General features: G+C 62.3%; 23 protein-coding genes. 11 read left to right on the top strand and 12 right to left on the bottom strand.

Annotated features, from left to right (window positions below; genetic code table 11):
* Positions 1-12: 12 nt before the first annotated feature.
* The 8 genes from G6N78_RS04945 to mepA form a co-directional block, all read right to left on the bottom strand.
* On the bottom strand, positions 13-303 hold the full coding sequence (locus tag G6N78_RS04945) for a hypothetical protein (RefSeq protein ID WP_165216192.1): 291 nt from the start codon (positions 301-303) through the stop codon (positions 13-15).
* A 116-nt stretch (positions 304-419) separates the two neighbouring features.
* Positions 420-1,121, bottom strand: a complete 702-nt coding sequence (locus G6N78_RS04940) for a DUF1045 domain-containing protein (protein WP_165216190.1) — start codon at positions 1,119-1,121, stop codon at positions 420-422.
* A 288-nt stretch (positions 1,122-1,409) separates the two neighbouring features.
* Positions 1,410-2,045 carry a 2,3-bisphosphoglycerate-dependent phosphoglycerate mutase gene (locus tag G6N78_RS04935; protein WP_165216189.1) on the bottom strand — a complete coding sequence of 212 codons (636 nt, stop codon included), beginning with the start codon at positions 2,043-2,045 and terminating at the stop codon, positions 1,410-1,412.
* An 18-nt stretch (positions 2,046-2,063) separates the two neighbouring features.
* The gene (gene dapB / locus G6N78_RS04930; protein WP_165216188.1) at positions 2,064-2,885 is read right to left on the bottom strand and encodes a 4-hydroxy-tetrahydrodipicolinate reductase; all 822 of its coding nucleotides are present in this window, start codon (positions 2,883-2,885) and stop codon (positions 2,064-2,066) included.
* Positions 2,886-2,933: 48 nt separating this feature from the next.
* A complete protein-coding gene (locus G6N78_RS04925) occupies positions 2,934-4,709 on the bottom strand; it encodes an ABC transporter ATP-binding protein (RefSeq protein WP_370691509.1) in 1,776 nt (591 codons plus the stop codon).
* A gap of 134 nt (positions 4,710-4,843) precedes the next feature.
* Positions 4,844-5,863, bottom strand: coding sequence for a glucokinase (locus G6N78_RS04920; protein WP_165216185.1), 1,020 nt, complete (start codon positions 5,861-5,863; stop codon positions 4,844-4,846).
* Positions 5,864-5,898: 35 nt separating this feature from the next.
* Positions 5,899-6,219 carry a methylglyoxal synthase gene (locus tag G6N78_RS04915; RefSeq protein WP_370691508.1) on the bottom strand — a complete coding sequence of 107 codons (321 nt, stop codon included), beginning with the start codon at positions 6,217-6,219 and terminating at the stop codon, positions 5,899-5,901.
* A gap of 158 nt (positions 6,220-6,377) precedes the next feature.
* Positions 6,378-7,406 carry a penicillin-insensitive murein endopeptidase gene (mepA, locus tag G6N78_RS04910; RefSeq protein WP_165221298.1) on the bottom strand — a complete coding sequence of 343 codons (1,029 nt, stop codon included), beginning with the start codon at positions 7,404-7,406 and terminating at the stop codon, positions 6,378-6,380.
* A gap of 226 nt (positions 7,407-7,632) precedes the next feature.
* Here mepA and G6N78_RS04905 point away from each other — a divergent pair, with 226 nt between their 5' ends.
* From G6N78_RS04905 to pncB, 8 genes are all read left to right on the top strand, one after another.
* A complete protein-coding gene (locus G6N78_RS04905; RefSeq protein ID WP_165216182.1) occupies positions 7,633-9,462 on the top strand; it encodes an extracellular solute-binding protein in 1,830 nt (609 codons plus the stop codon).
* Positions 9,463-9,617: 155 nt separating this feature from the next.
* Positions 9,618-10,700, top strand: coding sequence for a microcin C ABC transporter permease YejB (locus G6N78_RS04900; RefSeq protein ID WP_165216180.1), 1,083 nt, complete (start codon positions 9,618-9,620; stop codon positions 10,698-10,700).
* Positions 10,701-10,738: 38 nt separating this feature from the next.
* Positions 10,739-11,854 carry an ABC transporter permease gene (locus tag G6N78_RS04895; protein ID WP_165221296.1) on the top strand — a complete coding sequence of 372 codons (1,116 nt, stop codon included), beginning with the start codon at positions 10,739-10,741 and terminating at the stop codon, positions 11,852-11,854.
* Between the two features lie 64 nt (positions 11,855-11,918).
* The gene (locus G6N78_RS04890; RefSeq protein ID WP_165216179.1) at positions 11,919-12,224 is read left to right on the top strand and encodes a hypothetical protein; all 306 of its coding nucleotides are present in this window, start codon (positions 11,919-11,921) and stop codon (positions 12,222-12,224) included.
* Positions 12,224-12,724: a type II toxin-antitoxin system VapC family toxin gene (locus tag G6N78_RS04885; protein WP_165216177.1), complete on the top strand. Its 501-nt coding sequence runs from the start codon at positions 12,224-12,226 to the stop codon at positions 12,722-12,724. The genes G6N78_RS04890 and G6N78_RS04885 overlap by 1 nt, the downstream gene beginning before the upstream one ends.
* The gene (locus tag G6N78_RS04880; protein ID WP_165216176.1) at positions 12,721-14,349 is read left to right on the top strand and encodes an ABC transporter ATP-binding protein; all 1,629 of its coding nucleotides are present in this window, start codon (positions 12,721-12,723) and stop codon (positions 14,347-14,349) included. The genes G6N78_RS04885 and G6N78_RS04880 overlap by 4 nt, the downstream gene beginning before the upstream one ends.
* Before the next feature lie 85 nt (positions 14,350-14,434).
* The gene (locus G6N78_RS04875; RefSeq protein ID WP_165214234.1) at positions 14,435-14,719 is read left to right on the top strand and encodes a hypothetical protein; all 285 of its coding nucleotides are present in this window, start codon (positions 14,435-14,437) and stop codon (positions 14,717-14,719) included.
* A gap of 172 nt (positions 14,720-14,891) precedes the next feature.
* The gene (gene pncB, locus G6N78_RS04870; protein WP_165216174.1) at positions 14,892-16,199 is read left to right on the top strand and encodes a nicotinate phosphoribosyltransferase; all 1,308 of its coding nucleotides are present in this window, start codon (positions 14,892-14,894) and stop codon (positions 16,197-16,199) included.
* Between the two features lie 41 nt (positions 16,200-16,240).
* Here pncB and G6N78_RS04865 read toward each other — a convergent pair whose 3' ends face one another.
* Positions 16,241-16,636 (bottom strand): DUF1236 domain-containing protein, encoded by a 396-nt coding sequence (locus G6N78_RS04865; protein WP_165216173.1) that lies wholly within the window; start codon positions 16,634-16,636, stop codon positions 16,241-16,243.
* Between the two features lie 183 nt (positions 16,637-16,819).
* Between G6N78_RS04865 and G6N78_RS04860 the strand changes: the two genes are divergently transcribed.
* From G6N78_RS04860 to G6N78_RS04850, 3 genes are all read left to right on the top strand, one after another.
* A complete protein-coding gene (locus G6N78_RS04860) occupies positions 16,820-17,938 on the top strand; it encodes a carbohydrate kinase (RefSeq protein WP_165216171.1) in 1,119 nt (372 codons plus the stop codon).
* 3 nt (positions 17,939-17,941) lie between these two features.
* Positions 17,942-18,868, top strand: a complete 927-nt coding sequence (locus tag G6N78_RS04855) for a pseudouridine-5'-phosphate glycosidase (RefSeq protein WP_165216170.1) — start codon at positions 17,942-17,944, stop codon at positions 18,866-18,868.
* A gap of 91 nt (positions 18,869-18,959) precedes the next feature.
* On the top strand, positions 18,960-19,337 hold the full coding sequence (locus G6N78_RS04850) for a helix-turn-helix domain-containing protein (protein WP_165216168.1): 378 nt from the start codon (positions 18,960-18,962) through the stop codon (positions 19,335-19,337).
* On the opposite strand, the gene G6N78_RS04845 is transcribed toward G6N78_RS04850, so the two are convergent.
* The 3 genes from G6N78_RS04845 to G6N78_RS04835 all read right to left on the bottom strand — a co-directional run bounded on the left by G6N78_RS04845 (position 19,338) and on the right by G6N78_RS04835 (position 21,984).
* Positions 19,338-20,285, bottom strand: coding sequence for a nucleoside hydrolase (locus G6N78_RS04845; RefSeq protein WP_165216167.1), 948 nt, complete (start codon positions 20,283-20,285; stop codon positions 19,338-19,340).
* A gap of 126 nt (positions 20,286-20,411) precedes the next feature.
* A complete protein-coding gene (locus G6N78_RS04840; protein WP_165216165.1) occupies positions 20,412-20,933 on the bottom strand; it encodes a winged helix DNA-binding protein in 522 nt (173 codons plus the stop codon).
* Positions 20,934-20,994: 61 nt separating this feature from the next.
* On the bottom strand, positions 20,995-21,984 hold the full coding sequence (locus G6N78_RS04835) for a TRAP transporter substrate-binding protein (RefSeq protein ID WP_234905882.1): 990 nt from the start codon (positions 21,982-21,984) through the stop codon (positions 20,995-20,997).
* Between the last annotated feature and the right edge of the window lie 18 nt (positions 21,985-22,002).

Genomic DNA, 22,002 nt, shown 5'->3' with positions numbered 1-22,002 from the left:
GGCTCTGTCAGCCTATTGCGTCGTCGGATACAGCGAAGCCACGGCGGTTCCCATCAACCGCTCGGCGTAGCCGGCGGCCGCCTTGCGTGCGTGGTCGCCGAATCCGAGTTCGTGACACCGCTGCTCCACGGTTTCGATGATCAAGCCGGCCAGAGCACGAGCCTGCTCGGAATCAGCGTTTTCCGATGTATCGAGCGCCATGGCGAGAGCAGACATGGAGACAATTTCAAGCACGACCAGACGTGTCTCCAGTTCATGGACCAATTGCAGCGTTCTGTCGTCCTCGGCCTGAAGTTTACCCATGTCCTCACTCGATTATGTTCGCATGTGGAAAAACAACCAATGCGTTTAGTGTAGTAAGGAGTGAAGCCAGAGGCTACTAGAGCATTCGGGGGATTAGATCTTGTTGTTAGCGCTAATCAGCGCGCCAAGATCGCTTCACGACCTTCCAAACTATTATGAACAAGAACGTGGAAAGGCGCTCCGCGTTCCCGCTCGGCAAACAGGGCGAGATGGGCGATGTCCAGAGGCCGGTCCAGGAACGGGCCAAACCGTTCGCTCAACAGAGCGGACACGCCGGCATGCTGCTGATCGACAACCGGACCGGTGAGCGTCATGTGAAACCGAAACTGCTCATGCACGTAAGGATAGCCGAAACGGGTCAGCAGCTCTCTCTGCCGTTCCGTCAGCCGTTCGGGTCTGCGCCGCGCAACGTCCTCGGGTGACAGCGGCGCCCGGAACGGCTCGAATGTTTCGACAATGGCGGTGCACAGGCTGTCGATATCCGCCGAATCGTCCCTGGGCACCAGGGCGAAAAACGGACCAAGCGCGCGAAGTGCCAAGCTCGGGATCGCCACTGGCGCCGTGGATGCGCAGAAAGAACGGAAGGCTTCCACCAGCTCGGCTTCCGTCGTCCCGGCAGCCAGGTGAAACGGCGCCTTCAGTGTCGCGTGGAAGCCATAACGTCGCGGTTCGGCCGTCAGGCTTTGCCAGATTTCCTCATCGAGCCCCTCCGGTGCCGGACGGTGCGTTTCAGTGAAAGGGTCTCGCCCAAGCCAGGCGGCAGCCGCTTTAGTGAGAGGGTCGGTTGCCGGGGGTGTGAAATAGAGGGCGTATCGCATGGAGATGTCTCTTCAGGATCAGTGGATTTGCTCAAGCGCTAGCGGAAAACCATGACAGTCTCGTTGCAGATGGATCCGGCTGGGCAGGACGAGGCGCATGCAACGAAATCCGGTTCATCTGCGTTGAGGATGCAAAACAGGAGAGAACGTCATGGAAGCGACAGTCCTTTTCACCACCTTCATCAGCGTCTTTGCCGCCAGCGGTCTCGTCACCGCCTACTGGTACGCCAAGTAAAAAAGGCGCCGCCGGATCGGGCAGCGCCTGTGATCAGGAGCGGGTCGATTGCCTCAATGGGCGCCGGACATATCGCCCAGAACCTGCTTTGCAGCAACGGTGGAATCGGCGTTCAGCTTGTAGACCATCGGCACACCGGTGGCGAGGTTCAGCTTCAGGATCTCCTCTTTCGACAGGCGATCCAGCACCATCACCAGAGACCGCAGAGAATTGCCGTGGGCGGCGACCAGCACCGTCTGGCCCTTCAGCACGCGCGGCAGGATTTCGGTGAGATAATAGGGCCAGACGCGGGCGCCCGTGTCGCGCAGGCTTTCGCCGCCCGGCGGCGGGATGTCGTAGGAGCGGCGCCAGATATGCACCTGCTCCTCGCCCCACTTCGCCCGGGCATCGTCCTTGTTGAGCCCGGAGAGATCGCCGTAATCGCGCTCGTTCAGCGCAATGTCGCGGATCGTTTCGAGATCCGGCTGGCCGACCTTATCGAGAACGATGCGGCAGGTGTCCTGGGCGCGCTTGAGGCCGGAGGTGAAGGCGATGTCGAACTTCAGTCCGGCATCGGCCAGAGCCTGCCCGCCGGTTTCGGCTTCGGTGACGCCGAGTGCCGTCAGCTCCGGGTCCTTCCAGCCGGTGAACAGGTTCTTCAGGTTCCAGTCGCTCTGCCCGTGGCGAACGAGGACGAGGGTTCCGCTCATAATTTCCTCCAAATCAGATCAGTGGGAGAGCCCGAGCACGTCGAGCATGGTGTAGAAGCCGGGCTTTTCATGCCGTGCCCAGAGCGCCGCGGCAATGGCGCCGCGCGCGAAGATCGAACGGTCAAGCGCTGAATGGGAGAGCGTGACGAGTTCGCCTTCGCCGGCGAAGATCGCCGAATGTTCACCCACGACGGAGCCGCCGCGCAGTGTCGCGAAACCGATCGTGCCGACGGGACGCGCGCCCGTGTGCCCGTCACGGACGCGCACCGACTGCGAGGCGAGATCGATGCCGCGGCCCCTGGCTGCCGCTTCGCCGAGAAGCAGCGCCGTACCGGAGGGCGCATCGACCTTGTGCTTGTGATGCATTTCGAGGATCTCGATATCCCAGCCCGCGGCCGGAAGTGCTTTCGCCGCCTGTTCTGCCAGCACGCCGAGCAGGTTGACGCCGAGGCTCATATTGCCGGATTTCACGACACGGGCATGACGGGCGGCAGCTGCAATCTTCTCGTCATCGGCGCCCGAGCAGCCGGTGGTGCCGATCACATGCACGATGCGCGCCTGGGCGGCGAGCGCGGCAAATTCCACGGTGCCGGCCGGCGAGGTGAAGTCGATCACACCTTCGGCATTGAGGAAGGCCTGCATCGGATCATCGGTCACCGGCACGCCGAGGAAACCAGCACCGGCAATCTCGCCGGCATCCTTGCCGATGAATGAGGAGCCAGGACGCTCCAGCGCCGCGTGCAGTTTCACGCCGGCGGTGTCCTGGATCACGCGAATGATGGTCTGGCCCATACGTCCGGCGGCACCCACAACCACCAGCTTCATGTCCTGTTCGCTCATGCGGGAAATCGGCTCCTCAGTGAATGGCCATCCGTTCGGATGGTCGTGTCAGACGGGCGTCTGAAGATTGTTCAGACGAGCGTAAAGCCCGTCCGGTCGGCGCGCAAGCGTCTCGTGATTACCCTCTTCCACCACAAGCCCGTCCGCCATCACGACGATCTTGTCCGCCTTGACGACGGTGGAAAGACGGTGCGCGACCACGACGACCGTGCGGCCCTTGATGGCCGTATCGAGCGCCTTCTGCACCGCGGCTTCCGATTCGTTGTCGAGCGCGGAGGTGGCCTCGTCGAGCAGCAGGATCGGCGCATTGCGCACGAGCGCACGGGCGATCGACAGGCGCTGGCGTTGCCCGCCAGACAGCGTCACGCCGTTTTCGCCGACGGATGTTTCGTAGCCGCGCGGCTGGGCCAGAATGAAATCATGCGCATAGGCAAGCTTTGCGGCTTCCTCCACCTCGGCATCGGTGGCTTCCGGTCGCCCGTAGCGGATGTTGTCGCGGATCGTGCCTTCGAACAGGTAGGGCTGCTGCGAAACATAGGCGAGCTGGCGGCGCAGCGATGCCTTCGTCACATGCGAAATGTCCTGTCCATCGATCAGGATCGCACCCTCTGCCGGATCGTAGAAGCGCGGGATGAGCGCGATGATCGTCGATTTGCCGGCGCCCGACGGGCCAACCAGCGCCGTCGTCTCACCGCCCTCGGCGACGATATCGACGCCCTTGAGGATCGCATCGCCCTCGCCGTAGCGGAAGGTGACGCCCTTCAGCTCGATCCGCGCCTTGGTCACGACCAGATCCTTCGCGTCCGGGCGTTCCCGCTGCAGCGGCTGCAGGTCGAGAAGCTCGTAGATCATCCGGGCATTCACCACGGCGCGCTCCAGCTGCACCTGCAGCTTGGCCAGCCGGCGGGCCGGATCATAGGCCATCAAGAGCGCCGCAACGAAGGCGAAGAAGGCGCCGGGCGGCACACCGTCATAGATCGAACGGAAGGCCGCATAGGCGATCACGCTGGAAATCGACAGGCCGGCAAAGGTTTCCGTCAAGGGCGAGGTGCGCTCCGTCAGCCGCGCGATGCGGTTGGCACGGTTTTCCGCCGCGTCGATGATGGTGTTCACCTTGCGGCTGAGCTCGCCTTCCATGGTGAAGGCTTTCACGATGGAAATGCCCTGCACGGTTTCCTGCATGGCGCCCACCACGTGGCTGTTGAGTTCCACGGATTCCTTCGTAGCACTGCGCAGCCGCTTCGACACGTAGCGCAGCGCATAGAGGAGCGGCGGCGCGACGGCAAAGACGATCAGCGACAGCACCGGGTCCTTGCTGACCATCACGCCGATCAGCGCGATCAGCGTCAGGAAGTCGCGGGCGGTGGAAGTCACGGTCAGGTTCAGCACGTCACGGATGCCGTTGACGTTCTGGCTGATCTGCGCGGCCAGATGCGCCGAGCGCGACTCGTTGAAGAAGCCGACCGACAGCGTCATCAGATGCGAATAGAGCCGGCGCTGGTATTGCGCGACGATGTTGTTGCCGATCTTCGACAGCGTCACGGCCTGACCATAGGTCGCGAGACCGCGCATCAGGAAGGCAAGGAAGATCGTCGCGCAGATGATCCACACGAGATCGGCGCGCTTGTTGGCGAAGGCCTCGTTGACCACCGATTCCATGATCCAGGCGGTAAAGGCCGTCGACAGCGCCACGATCACCAGACAGAGGATGGCGAAGGCATAACCGCCGATATGCTCACGACCGTTTTCGGCAATGATGCGTTTGAGCACCGCGGTGAGGGTGCTCGGATCGACGTGACGCTTGCGCTTGCTGACTGTCTCGATGGCTGCCAATAAAGGGGTTCCCCTATCCGTTGCGGCATTCGTGCCGCGCGAGGCGGTCTTAACCAGTCGCGCCATCTTTGGCTAGAAGGCGGGAAAGATTCACCGTCGATGTTGCAATGAAGTCGGCTTGTGGGTCAACGGCGCCAGCGGCGTCCGGCGGTGGCCAGTCCGAAGCTCTGGGGCGCCCGGGCATAGGAGGCAAGGCCGGCCAGCGCTGCCTGCGGGTGCGTGACGACGAAGGTGGGAATATGCCGCATCAGCGCGCTGTGCGGCGCCTTGTCTTCGAAAGCCGCCCGGAATTCCGGTTTCTTCAGCGCGGCAACGATCTTCTGCGAAATCCCGCCGGCAAGGTAAACCCCGCCCTTGGCCATCATCACCAGGGCCATGTCACCGGCAACGCGGCCGAGGTAGGTCACGAAGAGGCTCAGCGTTTCGGCAGCTTGGCCATTGGCGCCGGACAAAGCCTGCGCCGTCACATCCGCCGGGTCCGAAAAGACGGGTTCCACGCCATCGGCCTGGCAGACCGCGCGGTAGAGATTGACGAGGCCGCGGCCGCAGAGGATCTGTTCCGCCGAAACCCGGCCCTCGATCTGTTCGATATGCGGAAAGACGTCGAAATCGCGCGCCGAGCGGGGGCCGAGATCCACGTGCCCGCCTTCGCCCGGAATCGGAAACCACATGTCGCGCGCTCTCAGAAGTCCCGCCACGCCAAGCCCGGTGCCGGGACCCAACACCACGCGGGAGGCCAGCGGCGCGGCGGACGAAACGCCGATGGTTTCGCGCGCCTCTTCGGGAAGCGTGGCAATCGCCAGCGCCTGGGCTTCGAAATCATTGATGACGATCACGTCCTCGAAGCCCAGTTCGGCAATCAGGCTCTTCGGACGGATCACCCAGTCGCAATTGGTCAGCGGAATGTCATCGCCTTCGATCGGCCCGGCAATGGCCAGGATTGCCGAACGCGGCTTCACCGTCGTTTTGGCGAAAACATCGATGGTCAGCGCTGCTTCGAGACCGGCATGCTCGGCGGTGCGCACATTCGGAAACTGCAGCGGCTCGGCGGCCGCGTCGGTCAGGATCCAGAAACGGGCATTGGTCCCGCCGATATCGCCGATCAGGATCGGAAAGGCCGGGTGGCTCTCGACTGGATGGGACATCAAGGAACTCCGTGGCTGACGCGTGTCGCGGGCGCTTATTGAAAATCGATGAGCTTTTCGGCCGTGGCGCGGTTGAGCGCCATCGGAATGTCGTAGACCGTCGCAAGCCGCGTCAAGGCCTTCACATCGACATCATGCGGAAGCGGCGTCAGCGGGTCGGTGAAGAAGATCAGCATCGAGACTTCGCCGGTCGCAATCATCGCGCCGATCTGCTGGTCACCGCCGAGCGGCCCGCTTTTGAGGCGCGTGACATCGAGACCCGGTGCCGCCTCCAGCACGCGACCCCCGGTCGTGCCGGTGGCAACGATGCGAAAGCGGGAGAGCGCCACCTGATGCTTCAGCGCGAACGAAGCCATTTCGGCCTTTTTCTGGTCATGCGCGATCAGCGCGATGCATGGCTTGTCCGACACGGGATCGTGCTCCGCAGGCTTGGAAGATTGCCGTTTTCTATACTGAAGGCGGGCGCAAATGGAAGGCTTTAAATCGATTTATGGCGCACGCGCCGTCCGCACCCTCATCCGCGGGGACGGGGAACCGGAGCAGGCGCATTCGGCGGCAGGACCGGTAGGTCGGACGCCGGGGCGGCTTCGGTTTCGACAGGCGGTGCAAAGGAGGTGGCGGTGACCGCCGCACCTTTCGCCGCCGGTGCAGCGAGCACCGCGCTGCAGGCCTGCGGCAGGTCCGAGACCATCACCGGGCGCGGGGGCGGCGGCGGTTTCTTGTTCGGGTCCGGCTTCGGTTTCGCCCACGGCTCGTCGGTGAACCACCAGGCGAGCGACTTGTCGCAACCGTCGCCGGCAGCCACAGCGGCCTGCGCCTTGCAGCTTGGCACGCCGGGGGGGCACTGCAATCGAATGTGGAAATGCTCGTCGTGACCATACATCGGTCGCACCTTGCCGAGAAGGCTGCGGTCGCCGGTCCAGGTGTCGCACAGTTTCTTCTTGATCGCCGGGTTGACGAAGATCCGCTCGACCTCACGATAGCTCGCCGCCGTCATCACCAGCCGGGCAGCCGTCGGCGTGAACTTGCGGGGATCGACCGTCAGGAACTTGCTCTTGTCGAGCATCGAGGTGAACGGCAGCTTTTCCCGCTCCTCGGCCGTCATCCGCCGCTCCGGCATCGGCGTGAACCAGACATCGACGTCAAGGCCGATCTGGTGCGAGGCATGCCCGAAGGCCATCGGTCCGCCGCGCGGCTGCGACATGTCGCCGACGAGAATACCCTGGCCCCAGCCGAGGCGTGCGGCATCCTGCGACAGCCGTTCCAGCGTGGCGACCGTCTGCGGCATGCCCCAGTGCCGGTTGCGCGCGAGACGCATGGACTGCCAGTTCGGTCCGTCATCCGGCAGCTGCACGGCACCGGAGACGCAGCCCTTGGCATAGGAGCCGATCGGCATCGGCGCGCCGGCATTGGGCGCCTGCACGGCCCCGAATGCCTTTTTCGCCTCCTGGTCGGCCCGGACGGCAAGCGGCAGGGACAGGGGGACAAGGAGGGCAAGGGCTGCGGAAAGGATCTGGCGTCTGGACAAGCGTGATCTCGACATCTGTTTCGAAGAGGCCGCCATGCGCGGCCTTCGATGGTTCTGCCTGTGATTCTAGACTGATTTGCGGCTGAGGTGAATCCATCGTCCGTTTGTGGACGTCCATCACCGGCGACACGCTGGCTTGTAAAGAGCTTGTGACAGCCCATGTGAGGCCGGGAGACTGTATTCCGCCGTCTTTTGCCCCTATGCTCCCCAGCTAACACATCAATAATCAAGGGGCTTGCGAATGATCCTGGCGCGCATCCGAACCGGTTGTCTTGTTCTTGCCTGTGCGGCCATTGGCCTGTCGCCAATGGCATCCCATGCGCAGGAGCAGACCTGGCGCCATGCGATCGGCACGCTTGAACCGCCGAAGCTCCCTGCCGACTTCAAGCGCCTGCCCTATGTGAACCCGGATGCGCCGAAGCAGGGCGAGCTGAAACTGTCCGACGAGGGAACCTACGACAATTTCAACCCGCTGGTGGATCGCGGCAATCCTGCCTCCGGATTGTCGCTGATATACGATACGCTGATGGTGTCGTCGGAGGACGAGATCGGCGTCAGCTACGGCCTTCTGGCGGAAACGCTGTCCTATCCGGAGGACCGGTCGTCGGTCACTTTCCGCCTGCGCCCTGAAGCCAAATGGGCCGACGGACAGCCGGTGACCCCGGACGACGTCGTCTTCAGCTTCGACAGCGCCAAGGCCAACAGCACCACGCTCGCCAACTATTATCGTCACGTCATTTCCGCCGAAAAGACCGGCGAACGCGAAGTCACCTTCCGCTTCGACGAGAAGAACAACAAGGAACTGCCGCAGATCGTCGGTGATTTTCCGATTCTTCCGAAGCACTGGTGGCAGGGCAAGGATGCGAGCGGCAAGGACCGCGACATTTCGAGGACGACGCTGGAGCCGCTGATGGGCTCCGGTCCCTACAAGCTCGCCTCTTTCCAGGCCGGCTCGACCCTTCGTTACGAGTTGCGCGACGATTATTGGGGCAAGGACCTGCCGATCAATATCGGCCAGCACAATTTCAAGGTGATCAGCTACACCTATTTCGCCGACAGTGATGTCGAGTTCGAGGCTTTCCGGGCTGGCAATATCGACTATCGGCAGGAATTGAGCTCCAGCCGCTGGGCAACGCGGTATGACTTCGATGCGGTCAAGGATGGTCGCATCAAGCGCGAGGCGCTGCGCAACGCCTTTCGGGCGACAGGGGTGATGCAGGCCTATGTGCCCAACCTCAGGCGCGACCAGTTCAAGGATGCTCGGGTGCGCGAGGCGCTGAATTATGCCTATGATTTCGAGGACCTGAACAAGAACCTCGCCTATGGCGGGCTGAACCGCGTCGATAGTTTCTTCTGGGGGACCGATCTTGCCGCCAAGGGTCTGCCACAGGGCAAGGAACTGGAGATCCTCAACGGGCTGAAGGATAAGATCCCCGCCCGCGTCTTTACCGAACCCTATACGAACCCAGTGGGCGGCGATCCGCAGAAGGTGCGTGACAACCTGCGCAAGGCAATCGGGCTGCTGAAAGAGGCCGGCTGGGAGCTCAAGGGCAATCGCTTGGTCAACACCAAGACCGGCCAGCCGATGCGCTTCGAGATCCTGCTGAACAGCCCCTCCATGGAGCGCACGGTCCTGCCTTACGTGGCGAGCCTGAAGAAGATCGGCATCGATGCCAGCATTCGCACCGTCGATTCCTCGCAATATGTGAACCGCGTCCGCAGTTTCGATTTCGATATGATCTTCGGCGTGTGGGCGCAGACGATGAATCCTGGCAATGAGCAGGCGAATTACTGGGGATCGCAATCTGCCAATCAGCCGGGCTCGCGCAACCTCGCCGGCATTGCCGATCCCGCCGTCGATGAACTGATCAAGATGGTCACCTTCGCACCGACGCGCGATGATCAGATCGCCGCCGTGCATGCGCTCGACCGCGTGCTGCTTGCCAATCACTTCGTCATCCCGATGTTCTATTCCGGCGAAACGCGCATCGCCTATTGGGCTAAACTGGCCCATCCCGAACCGCTGCCGGAATATGGCATCGGTTTCCCCAGCCTCTGGTGGGCAAAGTGAGGGCAGGCGAAAGCCCCGTTCAAGATGCTTGCGCCAATGCTGCCACACAGGCCACATAACAGGTGAAGCTGATTCTTGAAGGACGTCAGGAGAGAGTGCGAATTGGAGCGGATTGAGAACGGAAGCCCCCGTGCGGGCTTGGGCGGAGCGGCCTGATGGGAGCCTATATCCTGCGGCGCCTGCTTTTGATGATCCCGACGATCGTCGGCATCATGGGCATCTCCTTCCTCGTCGTCCAGTTCGCGCCGGGCGGCCCCGTCGAACAGGTGATCGCCCAGATCCAGGGTTCCGATAGCGGCGACCGGCTGTCCGGCGGCGGCTCCGACGTGCAACAGATCGGCGGCGGCGATGACGCGCGGTATCGCGGCGCCCAGGGGCTCGATCCGGAACTGATCGAGCGGCTGGAAAAGCAGTTCGGCTTCGACAAGCCGCCGCTCACCCGTTTCCTCGAGATGATGGGCAATTATATCCGCTTCGATTTCGGCGAAAGCTTCTTCCGCAACACGCCGGTGATCGATCTCATCATCGACAAGCTGCCGGTGTCGATCTCGCTCGGCGTGTGGATCATGATTGCGTCCTATGCGATCTCCATCCCGCTCGGCATCCGCAAGGCGGTCAAGGACGGGTCCACCTTCGACGTCTGGACGTCCGGCGTGATCATCATCGGTTATGCCGTGCCGAGTTTCCTGTTCGGTATCCTGCTGATCGTGCTGTTTGCCGGTGGCTCCTTCTTCGACTGGTTTCCGCTGCGCGGCCTCGTCTCCGACAACTGGAGCGAACTGCCCTGGTGGCAGAAGATCACCGACTATTTCTGGCACCTGACGCTGCCGCTGATCGCGCTCTCGCTCTCGGCCTTCGCCACCACGACGCTTCTCACGAAGAATTCCTTCATCGATGAGATCAAGAAACAGTATGTGGTCACCGCACGCGCCAAGGGACTGCCGGAGCGGCGGGTGCTCTACGGCCATGTCTTCCGCAACGCCATGCTGATCGTGATCGCCGGATTTCCGGCCTCCTTCATCTCCGCCTTCTTCACCGGTTCGCTGCTGATCGAGAACATCTTCTCGCTCGATGGGCTGGGTCGCCTCGGCTATCTCGCCATCATCAACCGCGACTATCCGATCGTCTTCGGCACGCTCTATATTTTCTCGCTGCTCGGCCTTGTCGTCGGTCTCGTCTCCGACCTGATCTACACCTGGATCGACCCGCGCATCGATTTCGAAAAGAGGGAGGTGTGATGAACGCTCCCGCCACCGTTTCGTCCCGGGAAGCCACTATGGGCGCCGCCGCCCGCCGGCCCCGGCTTTCGCCCACCAATCTGCGCCGCTGGCAGAATTTCAAGGCCAACCGGCGCGGCTACTGGTCGTTCTGGCTCTTCCTCATCCTGTTCGGGCTGTCGCTCTGCGCGGAACTGATCGCCAATGACCGGCCGATCCTCGTGTCCTACAAGGGCGAGCTTCTGGCGCCGGTCCTCGTCAACTACCCGGAGGAAAAGTTCGGCGGCTTCCTGGCAACCACGGATTACCGTTCGGATTTCATCCAGGAGGAGATCAACGCCAATGGCTGGATGATCTGGCCGCCGGTGCGCTACTCCTACCAGACCGTCAATTCCGAAATCCCGCATTCCGCGCCAACCAAGCCCTTTTGGCTGATGGGTGCCGAGGAGCGCTGCAGCGCCTACCCGCAAGGGGCTGCCGATCCGAAATGCAATCTCGGCAACCTCAACTGGCTGGGCACGGATGACCAGGCGCGCGACGTGCTGGCCCGCCTCATCTATGGTTTCCGCATCTCGGTGCTGTTCGGTCTGGCGCTGACGGTTCTGTCCGCTCTGATCGGCGTGACCGCTGGCGCCATCCAGGGCTTTTTCGGCGGCTGGACGGATCTACTGATGCAGCGGTTCATCGAGATCTGGTCGTCGATGCCCTCGCTCTACATCCTGCTGATCATCGCCGCCATCCTGCCGCCGGGCTTCTTCGTGCTGCTTGGTGTCATGCTGCTCTTCCAGTGGGTGGGCTTCGTCGGTGTGGTGCGTGCGGAATTTTTGAGGGCGCGCAATTTCGAATATGTGCGCGCCGCCCGGGCGCTTGGTGTCGGCGACTGGACGATCATGGTCCGCCACCTGCTGCCGAATGCCATGGTGGCGACGCTGACCTTCCTGCCCTTCATCCTGTCGGGTTCGATTGCGACGCTGACCTCGCTCGATTTCCTCGGCTTCGGCATGCCGCCCGGTTCGCCGTCGCTCGGCGAAATGATCGCGCAGGGCAAGAACAACCTGCAGGCGCCATGGCTGGGGCTGACGGCCTTCTTCGCCATGTCGATCATGCTGTCGCTTCTGATCTTCATTGGCGAAGCGGTGCGCGATGCCTTTGATCCGAGGAAGACCTTCCGGTGAGCGGCATCGTCTTGCGCCCCGTTCTATGGCAGAGTGGCACCCGCACAACACCAAGAGGCGCGCCATGAACAAGATTGTGCGTGAGCATTATCCCGTGGAGAAACTGCCGGAAGACCTGCGAGAGGGACTTGAGCCGGGCGCTACCGTGCGGGTGGTGCTGGAGGTGGACGGCGAAGCCGAGGCCGCAAGACGTCAACTTGACGCTTGGTCCGAGAATTTTTGGTCGCAGAAGCCGGCAGAGCGCGAGGCCCTCTCCCGGGACGCGTTGTTGGAGCAACTGCGTGTTCTCAGGGCGTCTAATCCGGCGCCTGTCTCGCAGGAAGAGGCTGTCGCCGAGATCCGTGCCCTTCGCGATGAGTGGGATGACTGATGCGGACTCTCCGCAAAATCTATCTCGACACCAACGTGCTGATCAGCTTTGGCGATGGCAATAGCGATGCGGGGCGCATCCTGCCGCAGGTGATCTCTCGACAGCCCCTCGGCGCGGCGCCTCTCTTCGTCACCAGCAGGTTAACCTTTACGGAACTGATGGTGAAGCCGCTTCGTGACCAGGATCGGGCTATGGCTTCGATCTACATGTCCTGGTCCCTCAGCAGTTCATGGCTAAGGGTCTGTGACGTGGACCAGAACGTCCTGGATTTGGCACCGCTGCTGAGAGTGAAACAACCGCGGCTGAAGCTGCCGGACGCAATTCATCTAGCAACGGCCATCACCGAACGCTGTCCTGAATTGCTCACGGCGGATAAGGCGTTCGCGGATGTGCCGGCGCTGGAACATCCGTTTCTGGGCGCTGTTGACCTGACGCCGCTCACCATCATCCGTCCCGACGAACCCACTCTCACGGCCCTGCTGGAAAGTATGACCGCATGACCAATCCGCTCCTCTCCGTCCGCGATCTGTCCGTCGCCTTCCACCAGGGAGGCAGCGAAACGCTCGCCGTCGATCGGGTCTCCTTCGACATCGCCCCTAGCGAAGTGGTGGCGCTTGTGGGCGAGAGCGGATCGGGAAAATCCGTCACCGCCAATTCCGTCCTGCAGTTGCTGCCCTATCCGGCGGCAAGCCATCCGTCCGGCGAAATCCTCTTTGAGGGCCGCGACCTATTGAGGGTGAGCGAACGAGAGCTGCGCGCGGTGCGCGGCAATGACATCACGATGATCTTCCAGGAGCCGATGACCTCGCTCAATCCGCTCCACACGATCGAGCAGCAGGTGGGGGAGATCCTCGAACTACACCAGGCGATGACGCCGCAGGCAGCCCGGACGCGCACGCTGGAACTCCTGCAGCAGGTGGGGATCCGCGAGGCGGAAAAGCGGCTGAAGGCCTATCCGCATGAACTCTCGGGTGGCCAGCGCCAGCGGGTGATGATTGCCATGGCGCTGGCCAACCGCCCCAAACTGCTGATCGCCGATGAGCCGACGACCGCGCTGGACGTGACGGTACAGGCGCAGATCCTGGAGCTTCTGAAAAAACTCCAGCATGAATACGGCATGTCGATCCTGTTTATCACGCACGATCTCGGGATCGTCCGGCGGTTTGCCGACCGTGTCTGCGTCATGACCAAGGGGAAGATCGTCGAAACCGGGGCGGTCGAGGCTGTCTTCGAGACCCCGCAGCATGACTATACCCGCCATCTTCTGTCCTCCGAACCGCGCGGCGAGCCGCCGCTTGCCGATCCGTCGCGCCCGGTCGTGATGGAGGGGCAGGACATCAAGGTCTGGTTCCCCATCAAGGCCGGTTTCTTCCGCCGCATCGTGGATCACGTGAAGGCGGTAGATGGCATCGATGTGACGCTGCGTGCCGGCGAAACGGTCGGCGTCGTCGGCGAATCCGGCTCGGGCAAGACGACGCTCGGTCTGGCGCTGGCGCGGCTCATCTCCTCGCAAGGCCGGATCAGTTTCGTCGGCAGCGACATCGGACACTACTCCTTCAAGCAGATGCGCCCCTTGCGCGACCGGCTGCAGGTGGTTTTCCAGGATCCCTTCGGTTCGCTCAGTCCGCGCATGTCGGTTGGGGAAATTATCGCCGAAGGACTGAAGGTGCACGAGCCGCAGATGTCGGCCGAGGAGCGGGATGAGGCCGTTGCTGCGGCGCTCGATGAAGTGGGTCTCGATCCAGCCACCCGCTGGCGGTATCCGCACGAGTTTTCCGGGGGTCAGCGCCAGCGCATTGCGATTGCCCGCGCCATGGTGTTGAAGCCGCGTTTCGTCATGCTGGACGAGCCCACTTCGGCGCTCGACATGACCGTGCAGGCGCAGGTGGTCGACCTGCTGCGCGATCTGCAGAAGAAGCATGATCTCGCCTATCTCTTCATCAGCCATGATCTGAAGGTGGTCCGGGCGCTCGCCAACCACGTCATCGTCATGCGCGGCGGCAAGGTGATGGAGGAAGGCCCCTCATCTGATCTCTTCGCCAGCCCGAAGAGCGACTACACCAAGGCGCTGATGGCGGCGGCCTTCAACCTGAAGACCATCAACGCCCCGAGCATCAGCCAGTAAGGGGTTTGGGAACAAAGCGCCGTTTCGGACCGTTGCCTATCCAATGACCCGCCTGGATTGCCCAGGCTCAGCGGAGGAGCGCGGCATGCAGGAACGCCAACCCAATCCCGATACCACGACCACCACACGCACGACGCGTCCAACCCAGGCAGGCGAAACGCCACTGAGCGCCACGGAAGCACGCCAGGGGAGGCGCGGCACGCCCGTCTTCATGGTGCTGGCGATTGGTCTGGTGCTGGCGATGGTCGCCTGGGGTGCCGCCGAATGGTGGGGCCAGGCAACGGAGCCGCCCGCCGAACAGACCGCCACACCGCCAGCCGGCGATACAACGCCGGTCAATCCGAACGCGCAGCCCTCGTCCAATCCGTGATGGAAGCATTGCCAGCGAACGGGTGATCGACACCATCAATCGATTTGATGGTTCGATCTCTGGACTTTGCTTCGGCTTTTTTCGATAACGGGCGCGGAGGTTGTCGTGCTGAAACCTCTTGGTCGAGGGAAGGATGCCCCAGCCGCTTGAAAGAGCCGGGGCAGAGGCAGACATGGCAGCAAAGACCGATATCGCCCGGCGTGTGTATAACCATGCCTGGAAACTCGACCCGATCATCCGCAGCCTCATCGATACGGATTTCTACAAACTCCTGATGCTGCAGATGATCTGGAAGCTGTATCCGGAGACGGATGTCACGTTCTCGCTGATCAATCGCACCAAAAGCGTCAGGCTCGCGGATGAGATCGACGAACAGGAACTGCGCAATCAACTGGATCATGCGCGTTCGCTCCGCCTGTCGAAGAAGGAACTGATCTGGCTCGCCGGCAACACGTTTTATGGCCGTTCGCAGATCTTCGAGCCGGAATTTCTGTCCTGGCTCGCCCATTATCAACTGCCGGAATACGAACTCTCCAAGCGGGATGGCCAGTATGAGCTGACCTTTCATGGCCGCTGGACGGATACCACTATGTGGGAAATCCCGGCGCTCGCCATCATCAACGAATTGCGTTCACGCGCCGCAATGAAATCGCTCGGCCCCTTTACGCTCGATGTGCTCTATGCGCGCGCCAAGGCGAAGATGTGGGAAAAGGTGGATCGGCTGAAAACGCTGCCGGGTCTGCGCATCTCCGATTTCGGCACCCGTCGCCGCCACAGCTTTCTGTGGCAGCGCTGGTGCGTGGAGGCGCTGAAGGAAGGCATCGGCCCGGCCTTTACCGGCACCAGCAACGTGTTGCTCGCCATGGATTCGGATCTGGAAGCCGTCGGCACCAATGCGCACGAACTGCCAATGGTGGTGGCAGCGCTCGCCAATAGCGAGGCGGAACTCAGGGCCGCACCCTACAAGGTCTTGAAGGACTGGAACCGGCTCTACGGCGGCAATTTGCTGATCGTACTTCCGGATGCGTTCGGTACCGCATCCTTCCTGCGCGATGCGCCGGAATGGGTAGCGGACTGGACAGGCTTTCGCCCCGACAGTGCGCCGCCGATCGAAGGCGGGGAGAAGATCATTGCCTGGTGGAAGAAGATGGGCCGCGATCCGAAGCAGAAGCTTCTGATCTTTTCCGACGGTCTGGACGTCGATGCCATCATCGATACCTATCGGCACTTCGAAGGCGAGGTGCGAATGGGCTTTGGCTGGGGCACCAACCTCACCAATGATTTCGCCGGGTGTGCACCAAGCCAGATTGACGGGCTGAAGCCGATCTCGATTGTCTGCAAGGTCAGTGAAGCGAATGGCCGTCCGGCCGTCAAACTGTCCGACAATCCGCGCAAGGCAACCGGCGATCCGGATGAGGTGCAGCGTTATCTGCGTTTCTTCGGTCAGGAGGACCGCGTCGAACAGGCGGTTCTCGTTTAAGCAAAGGGCCGGCGTCGGGCGACGCCAGCCCCTGCCTGTGATTACTCGATGATCTGGACGACCTTGTAGGTCTTCGGGTCAACAATCACGCGCTGTTCATTGACCACAGCATAAGCGTAATCCTGATGCTGCGGAACCGGCGTCAGAACCACCGTCTGCGGGATGGCTTCACCCACCACCACCTGGCGTTCCATCACCACCGGCTGCGGTGCCGGCTGCTGGCGAACATAAGTGACGACTTCCTGCGGCGGCGGATCGATGGCCGTACCGATTGCCGCACCGGCAATGCCGCCGACGGCTGCACCAATCGGACCGCCGACGATGGCGCCGGTAATCGCGCCGCCGGCAGCCCCATTCACGGTGCCATCCTGGGCCGGTGCCTGTGTTGCGAAAAGCGCTGCAAGAACAGCGGCAGAAGTCAGCATCAACTTACGCATTGGGTTGTCTCCTCTCTGATAATCCAATGGCCCAACAACACCGATCTGCGGATTTTCGTTCCTTACACCCGCTCACCTTTCGTGTTCTTCAGACACAAGGGGCGAGAGAAAGCGCTATCAAAACAGATGTTGACAGAATAAACATATGTTGTATTCGTAGGAGACAATGAGATCGAGGCGACAATGAGCGAACTGGGCGCGCAGGAACAGGCGGTCCTGAAGATCATTCAGGACAACCCCTTTGCAGGACAGCAGGAGATTGCCGACCAGCTGGGATTGGCGCGTTCCACGGTCGCTGCGCACATCGTCCAGCTGGTCGCCAAGGGGCATATTCTGGGGCGCGGTTACGTGCTGCCGGAGCCGTCGCGGGCCGCCTGCATCGGTGGCGCCGTCTTCGATCGAAAATACCGCGCAAGACACACGGTTATTCCGGCCACCTCCAATCCGGTCGATGGCGCTAGAAGTTTTGGCGGCGTCGCCCGTAACGTGACGGAAAATCTGGCGCTCCTCGGCACGCCGGTCAGTTTCATCTCGATCATCGGAGAGGACGAGACGGGCCAGGCCCTTCTGGCGCAGCTGAAAGCGCGTGGCGTGGATGTGAGCCAGGTGGTGACCACCAGCGAACGGCCGACCGCCGAATATGCCGCCGTGCTTGATCCTGCCGGCGATCTGGTCATCGGGCTTGCCGATATGGGCATCTTCGATCTCTTCCAGCCCGCCCATATCGATCGCGCCTGGCCGCATCTGGCCGCCTCAAGCCTCGTTTTTGCCGATTGCAATCTGCCGGCCGAGGTGCTGCATCACCTAATCGCGCGGAGAAAAGGCGCCCGCTTCCGGCTGGCGATCGATGCCGTTTCTACGCCGAAGGTGGTGCGGCTGCCATCCGATCTCGCTGGCATCGATCTTCTGTTCATGAACCTCGATGAAGCCAATGCGCTCCTGGAGCGCGAGGGCCTGCCGCCGGCGAAGGATGCCTTCGAGGCAGCGAGTGCCCTGACGACGCGTGGTGTTTCAGAAGCGGTGGTGAGCATGGGAAGCCAGGGCATGGCGGTGGCTTCCGATGGCAAAGCTCTCCATGTGCCGTCGGTTACGGCGGCTCCCGTCGATATGACCGGGGCGGGCGACGCCATGATTGCCGGAACCCTGCACCGCCTGCTCGCGGGCGACACCACCGTCGAGGCTGCCCGCACCGGCGCACTTCTTGGCGCGCTGACAACCGAAACGGCCGCCAGCGTTCACGCGGAACTTTCGCCGCATTTTCTTCAAGCCAACCTCCATCGGCTCGCCGACAGGAAAGGATGATCCATGACCCTTCTGAAACCGAAACTGAGCCGCGAAGTCGCCGAGACGCTGGCCGCCGGCGGCCCCGTCGTCGCGCTGGAATCCACCATCATCACCCATGGCATGCCCTATCCGGCCAATCTGGAGACGGCACTCGCGGTCGAAGCCGTGGTGCGGGAAAACGGCGCCGTCCCGGCGACGATCGCCGTCATCGATGGCGAACTGCGGGCCGGTCTCGAACATGACGAACTGCAGGCGCTGGCACAGGCCACGGGCGTGGTGAAAGCGTCCGGCCGCGATCTCGCCGTGGCCATGGTGCGCAAGGCCTCCGCCGGCACGACGGTCTCCGCCACCATGCTGCTCGCCGATCTTGCCGGCATCGACATCTTTGCGACCGGCGGCGTCGGCGGTGTGCATCGCGGCGCCGAACAGACCTTTGACATTTCCGCCGATCTGACCGAACTCGGCCGCACGAAGACCGCCGTCGTCTGCGCCGGCGTCAAATCCATCCTCGATATCGCCAAGACGCTCGAATATCTGGAAACCCAGCGCGTGCCGGTCATCGCCTATGGCACGGAGGATTTCCCAGCCTTCTTCACTCGAAAGAGCGGCTACAAGGCCGATCATCGCCTCGATACGCCGGAAGAGATTGCCGCAGCGATGCACCTGCACCACAGGCTCGGCACCGGCACAGGCCTGATGATCGCCAATCCGATCCCGGAAGAATTTGCCCTGACGCCGGACTTCATCGATGGCACGATCGCCGATGCCGTTCGCGAGGCAGAGGAAAAGGGCATCGGCCGCAAGGAGCTCACGCCCTTCCTGCTCGCCCGCATCAACGAATTGTCGAAGGGCGAAAGCCTGAAGGCCAACATCGCGTTGGTGAAGAACAATGCAGCGCTTGCCGCCCGCATGGCGGTGGCTTATGCGGCGCTGAAGAAAGGCGCCTGATCTCTGGCGAGAGAGGGGGCACGTAACGCGCTCCCTCTTGCGGTCTTCGCACCCATGCCGAATATGACAGGATCAATGCGGAGACCATCTGATGAAGGATATCAGGCCAATCAGAAACGAGGCAGATCTTGAATGGGCGCTGGCGGAAGTCGAACCTTACTTCCAGGAGCCGCCGCAGGCCGGAACGGAAGAGGCCGACCGGTTCGACATTCTGTCGGACCTGATCGAAGCCTATGAGAACCGGGTTGTTGAACTCGAAGCCTCCGATCCGATCGATCTCCTGCAGTTCTACATGGACACCACGGGCCGCACGCAATCGGATCTGGCTGAGCTTTTCGGTTCGAGGTCGCGGGCCTCGGAAGTGTTGCGGCGCAAGCGGGCGCTGACGCTCGATATGATCAACAGGCTTCGGCAGGAATGGCACATTCCCGCCGATTGCCTGGTTCAACCCTACGCGCTCGTTGCTTGATCAGCCCTTTGCCGGCAGCCGCGCCAGCCGTTCCGTCAAAAGCGCATAAAAGCCGTCGGCATCGACGTGGCGCATGAAGGTGGCGTTCTTCGGCCGGTCGGTCACGCCCCACCAGTCGGCCACCGTCATGCCCTTGGTCAGAGGCGATTCCGTTTCGATCTCCACATTGCAGAGACGCCCCTCGTAAAGCTCCGGCTTCAGCAGGTAGGCAATCACGTTCGGGTCATGCAGCGGGCCGCCATCGGTGCCGTATTTCTGCTCGTCGAAACGCTCGAAGAATTCCAGCCAGCCGACCACAGCATTGGCAAGCGGCGTGCCGAGCGCCTTGATGGCGGCAACGCGGCTCGCCGTCGTCAGCGTCTGGTGCGTCACGTCGAGCGGCATCATCACGATCGGCGCGCCGCAGCCGAAGCAGATCTTGGCGGCCTTTGGATCCACGAAGATGTTGAACTCGGCAGCCGGCGTCACGTTGCCGCCTTCAAACAGGCCGCCGCCCATCAGCACGATCTCTCGGATCCGTGCGGCGATCGCCGGCTCGCGGTCAAGCGCGGTGCCGAGATTGGTCATCGGGCCAAGCGTGCAGATCGTCACCGTGCCGGGCTCATGCGCCATCAGCGTTTCGATGATGAAATCGACGCCGTGCTGGGACTGCAGCGGCATGCCGGGCTCCGGCAGGTCGGCGCCGTCCATGCCGGTTGCGCCATGCACGTATTCGGCGGTGAACAGGCTGCCTTCCATCGGTCCGTCACAACCGGCGAACACCTTCACGTCGGTGCGGCCCGCCAGTTCGCAGACCTTGCGGATATTCCTCGAAGTCAGCGCCACCGGAACATTGCCGGCCGCAGCCGTAATCCCCAGAACCTCGATCTCCGGGCTTGCCAGGGCCAGCAGGATGGCCAGCGCATCGTCCTGGCCGGGATCGGTATCGATAATGATCTTCTGGGGCATTTTTGTCTCTTTGGTCGTGGAAAGGAGTGCGGCAAATCCGCCGGAAGGCAAGGGCTTTCGCATGTCCTGCTCAGCGGAGCAAGAGATGCCGCAGCCACCGGAACCGGGCGAAACCGTGAGGAGAGGTCAGAGCGAGGCGGCGGCGCGGGCAGCCTGATCATAGTGCCCGGAGAGCGCCCGAAGGCGTGCGGCAATTTCAGACAGGGTCTCGGCGGACACCTCCGTCGACAGAACGGATCGCACCAGCAAGGTTTCGCGCATGGCCTTGTAGCGGCGGCAGGCATCGGCGCCGGCGTCCGTCACCATCACCAGCTTTTCCTTGCCGCGCTTGCCGGACTTGATCAGCTTCAGCCGCTCCAGCTTCTTCAGCGAGTAGGTAACGACGTGGGTATCCTCGATATTGAGGACGAGCGCGATATCGGCAAGCGTTTTCGGTTTGCCGCGGCTGTTGACGTTGTGCAGCACGAGCGTATCGACGGGGGAAAGGTCCGGAACGCCGGAGGCCGCCATGCAGCGCACCATCCAGCGGCTGAAGGCGTGGTTCAGCATCACGAGGCCGAATTCGATCTCGGACAGCGCGGGAAGCGCACCGCTTGCCAGGTGTTCCGAGGAAACAATCGGGCCCGTCAGATCCTCGAGGTTCGGCATGCTTTTATGTCTCCCGCGCAAGAATGCCGCCGGGCACAACAGCCCGGCGGCACCTCATAAATCACATCTTCTTATAGGCGTCCACGATCGTGGCGCCATCGGCTCCGGCCTTGCTCAACCAGTCCTGCGTCAGCTTTTCGCCAACGTCGGAAAGGCCCTTCTTCAGGTCGGCGCTCGGCGCTGCAACGGTCATGCCGTGCTCCTTCAGCGTCGCCATGTAGGCGGCGGTCTTTTCCTCGGCGAGCTTCCAGCCGCGGGCTTCGGCGGCGGCAGCAGCCTCTTCCACAGCCTTCTGGGCCGCCGGATCGAGCGCGGCAAACGCCTTCTTGCTGACGAAGGTCACGTTCTTCGGCAGCCAGGCCTGGGTATCGTAATAGTGGGTGAGCGATTCCCAGATCTTCGAATCGACGCCGGTCGCGCTCGATGTCATCAGGCCGTCCACGGCGCCGGTTGCCAGCGCCTGCGGCAGTTCGGCTGCCTGGATGGTGACCGGCTGCGCGCCGACCAGTTCGGCAATCCGCGAGGTGCCGACGTTATAGGCACGCCACTTCAGCCCCTTCATGTCGGCAACGGTATTGAGATCCTTCTTCGTGTAGATGCCCTGCGGCGGCCACGGGGTGGCGTAAAGCAGCTTGAGGCCCTGGCCGTCGAGGGCCTTTTCGATTGCCGGCTTGGAAGCCGCCCACAGCTTCTTCGACTGTTCGAAGCTGGTGGCGAGGAAGGGCACCACGTCGAGGCCGAAGACCGGGTTTTCGTTTTCGTGCAGCGAGAGCAGGACCTCGCCCACCTGCGCCTGACCTGTCTGGACGGCGCGCTTGATATCCGGCGCCTTGAACAGCGAGGCGCTTGGATAGACGGTGATCTTCAACTCACCCTTGGTCGCGGTCTCGACATCCTTGGCAAAGGCATTGAGGTTTTCGACGTGATAGTTCGCCGGCGGATAGGCAGAGGGCAGAACCCACTGGGTTTCGGCCAAGGACGGGCCGCTGAGGGCAAATAGGCTTGCGGCAGCAAGCGAAAGACGGCGAAGGATTGGCATCGTCAGTGTCATGGTCTCAAGTTCCCCTTG

Source organism: Allorhizobium pseudoryzae (assembly GCF_011046245.1).
GTDB classification, from domain to species: Bacteria; Pseudomonadota; Alphaproteobacteria; order Rhizobiales; family Rhizobiaceae; genus Neorhizobium; species Neorhizobium pseudoryzae.
This window is presented reverse-complemented; position numbering and strand designations above follow the sequence as displayed.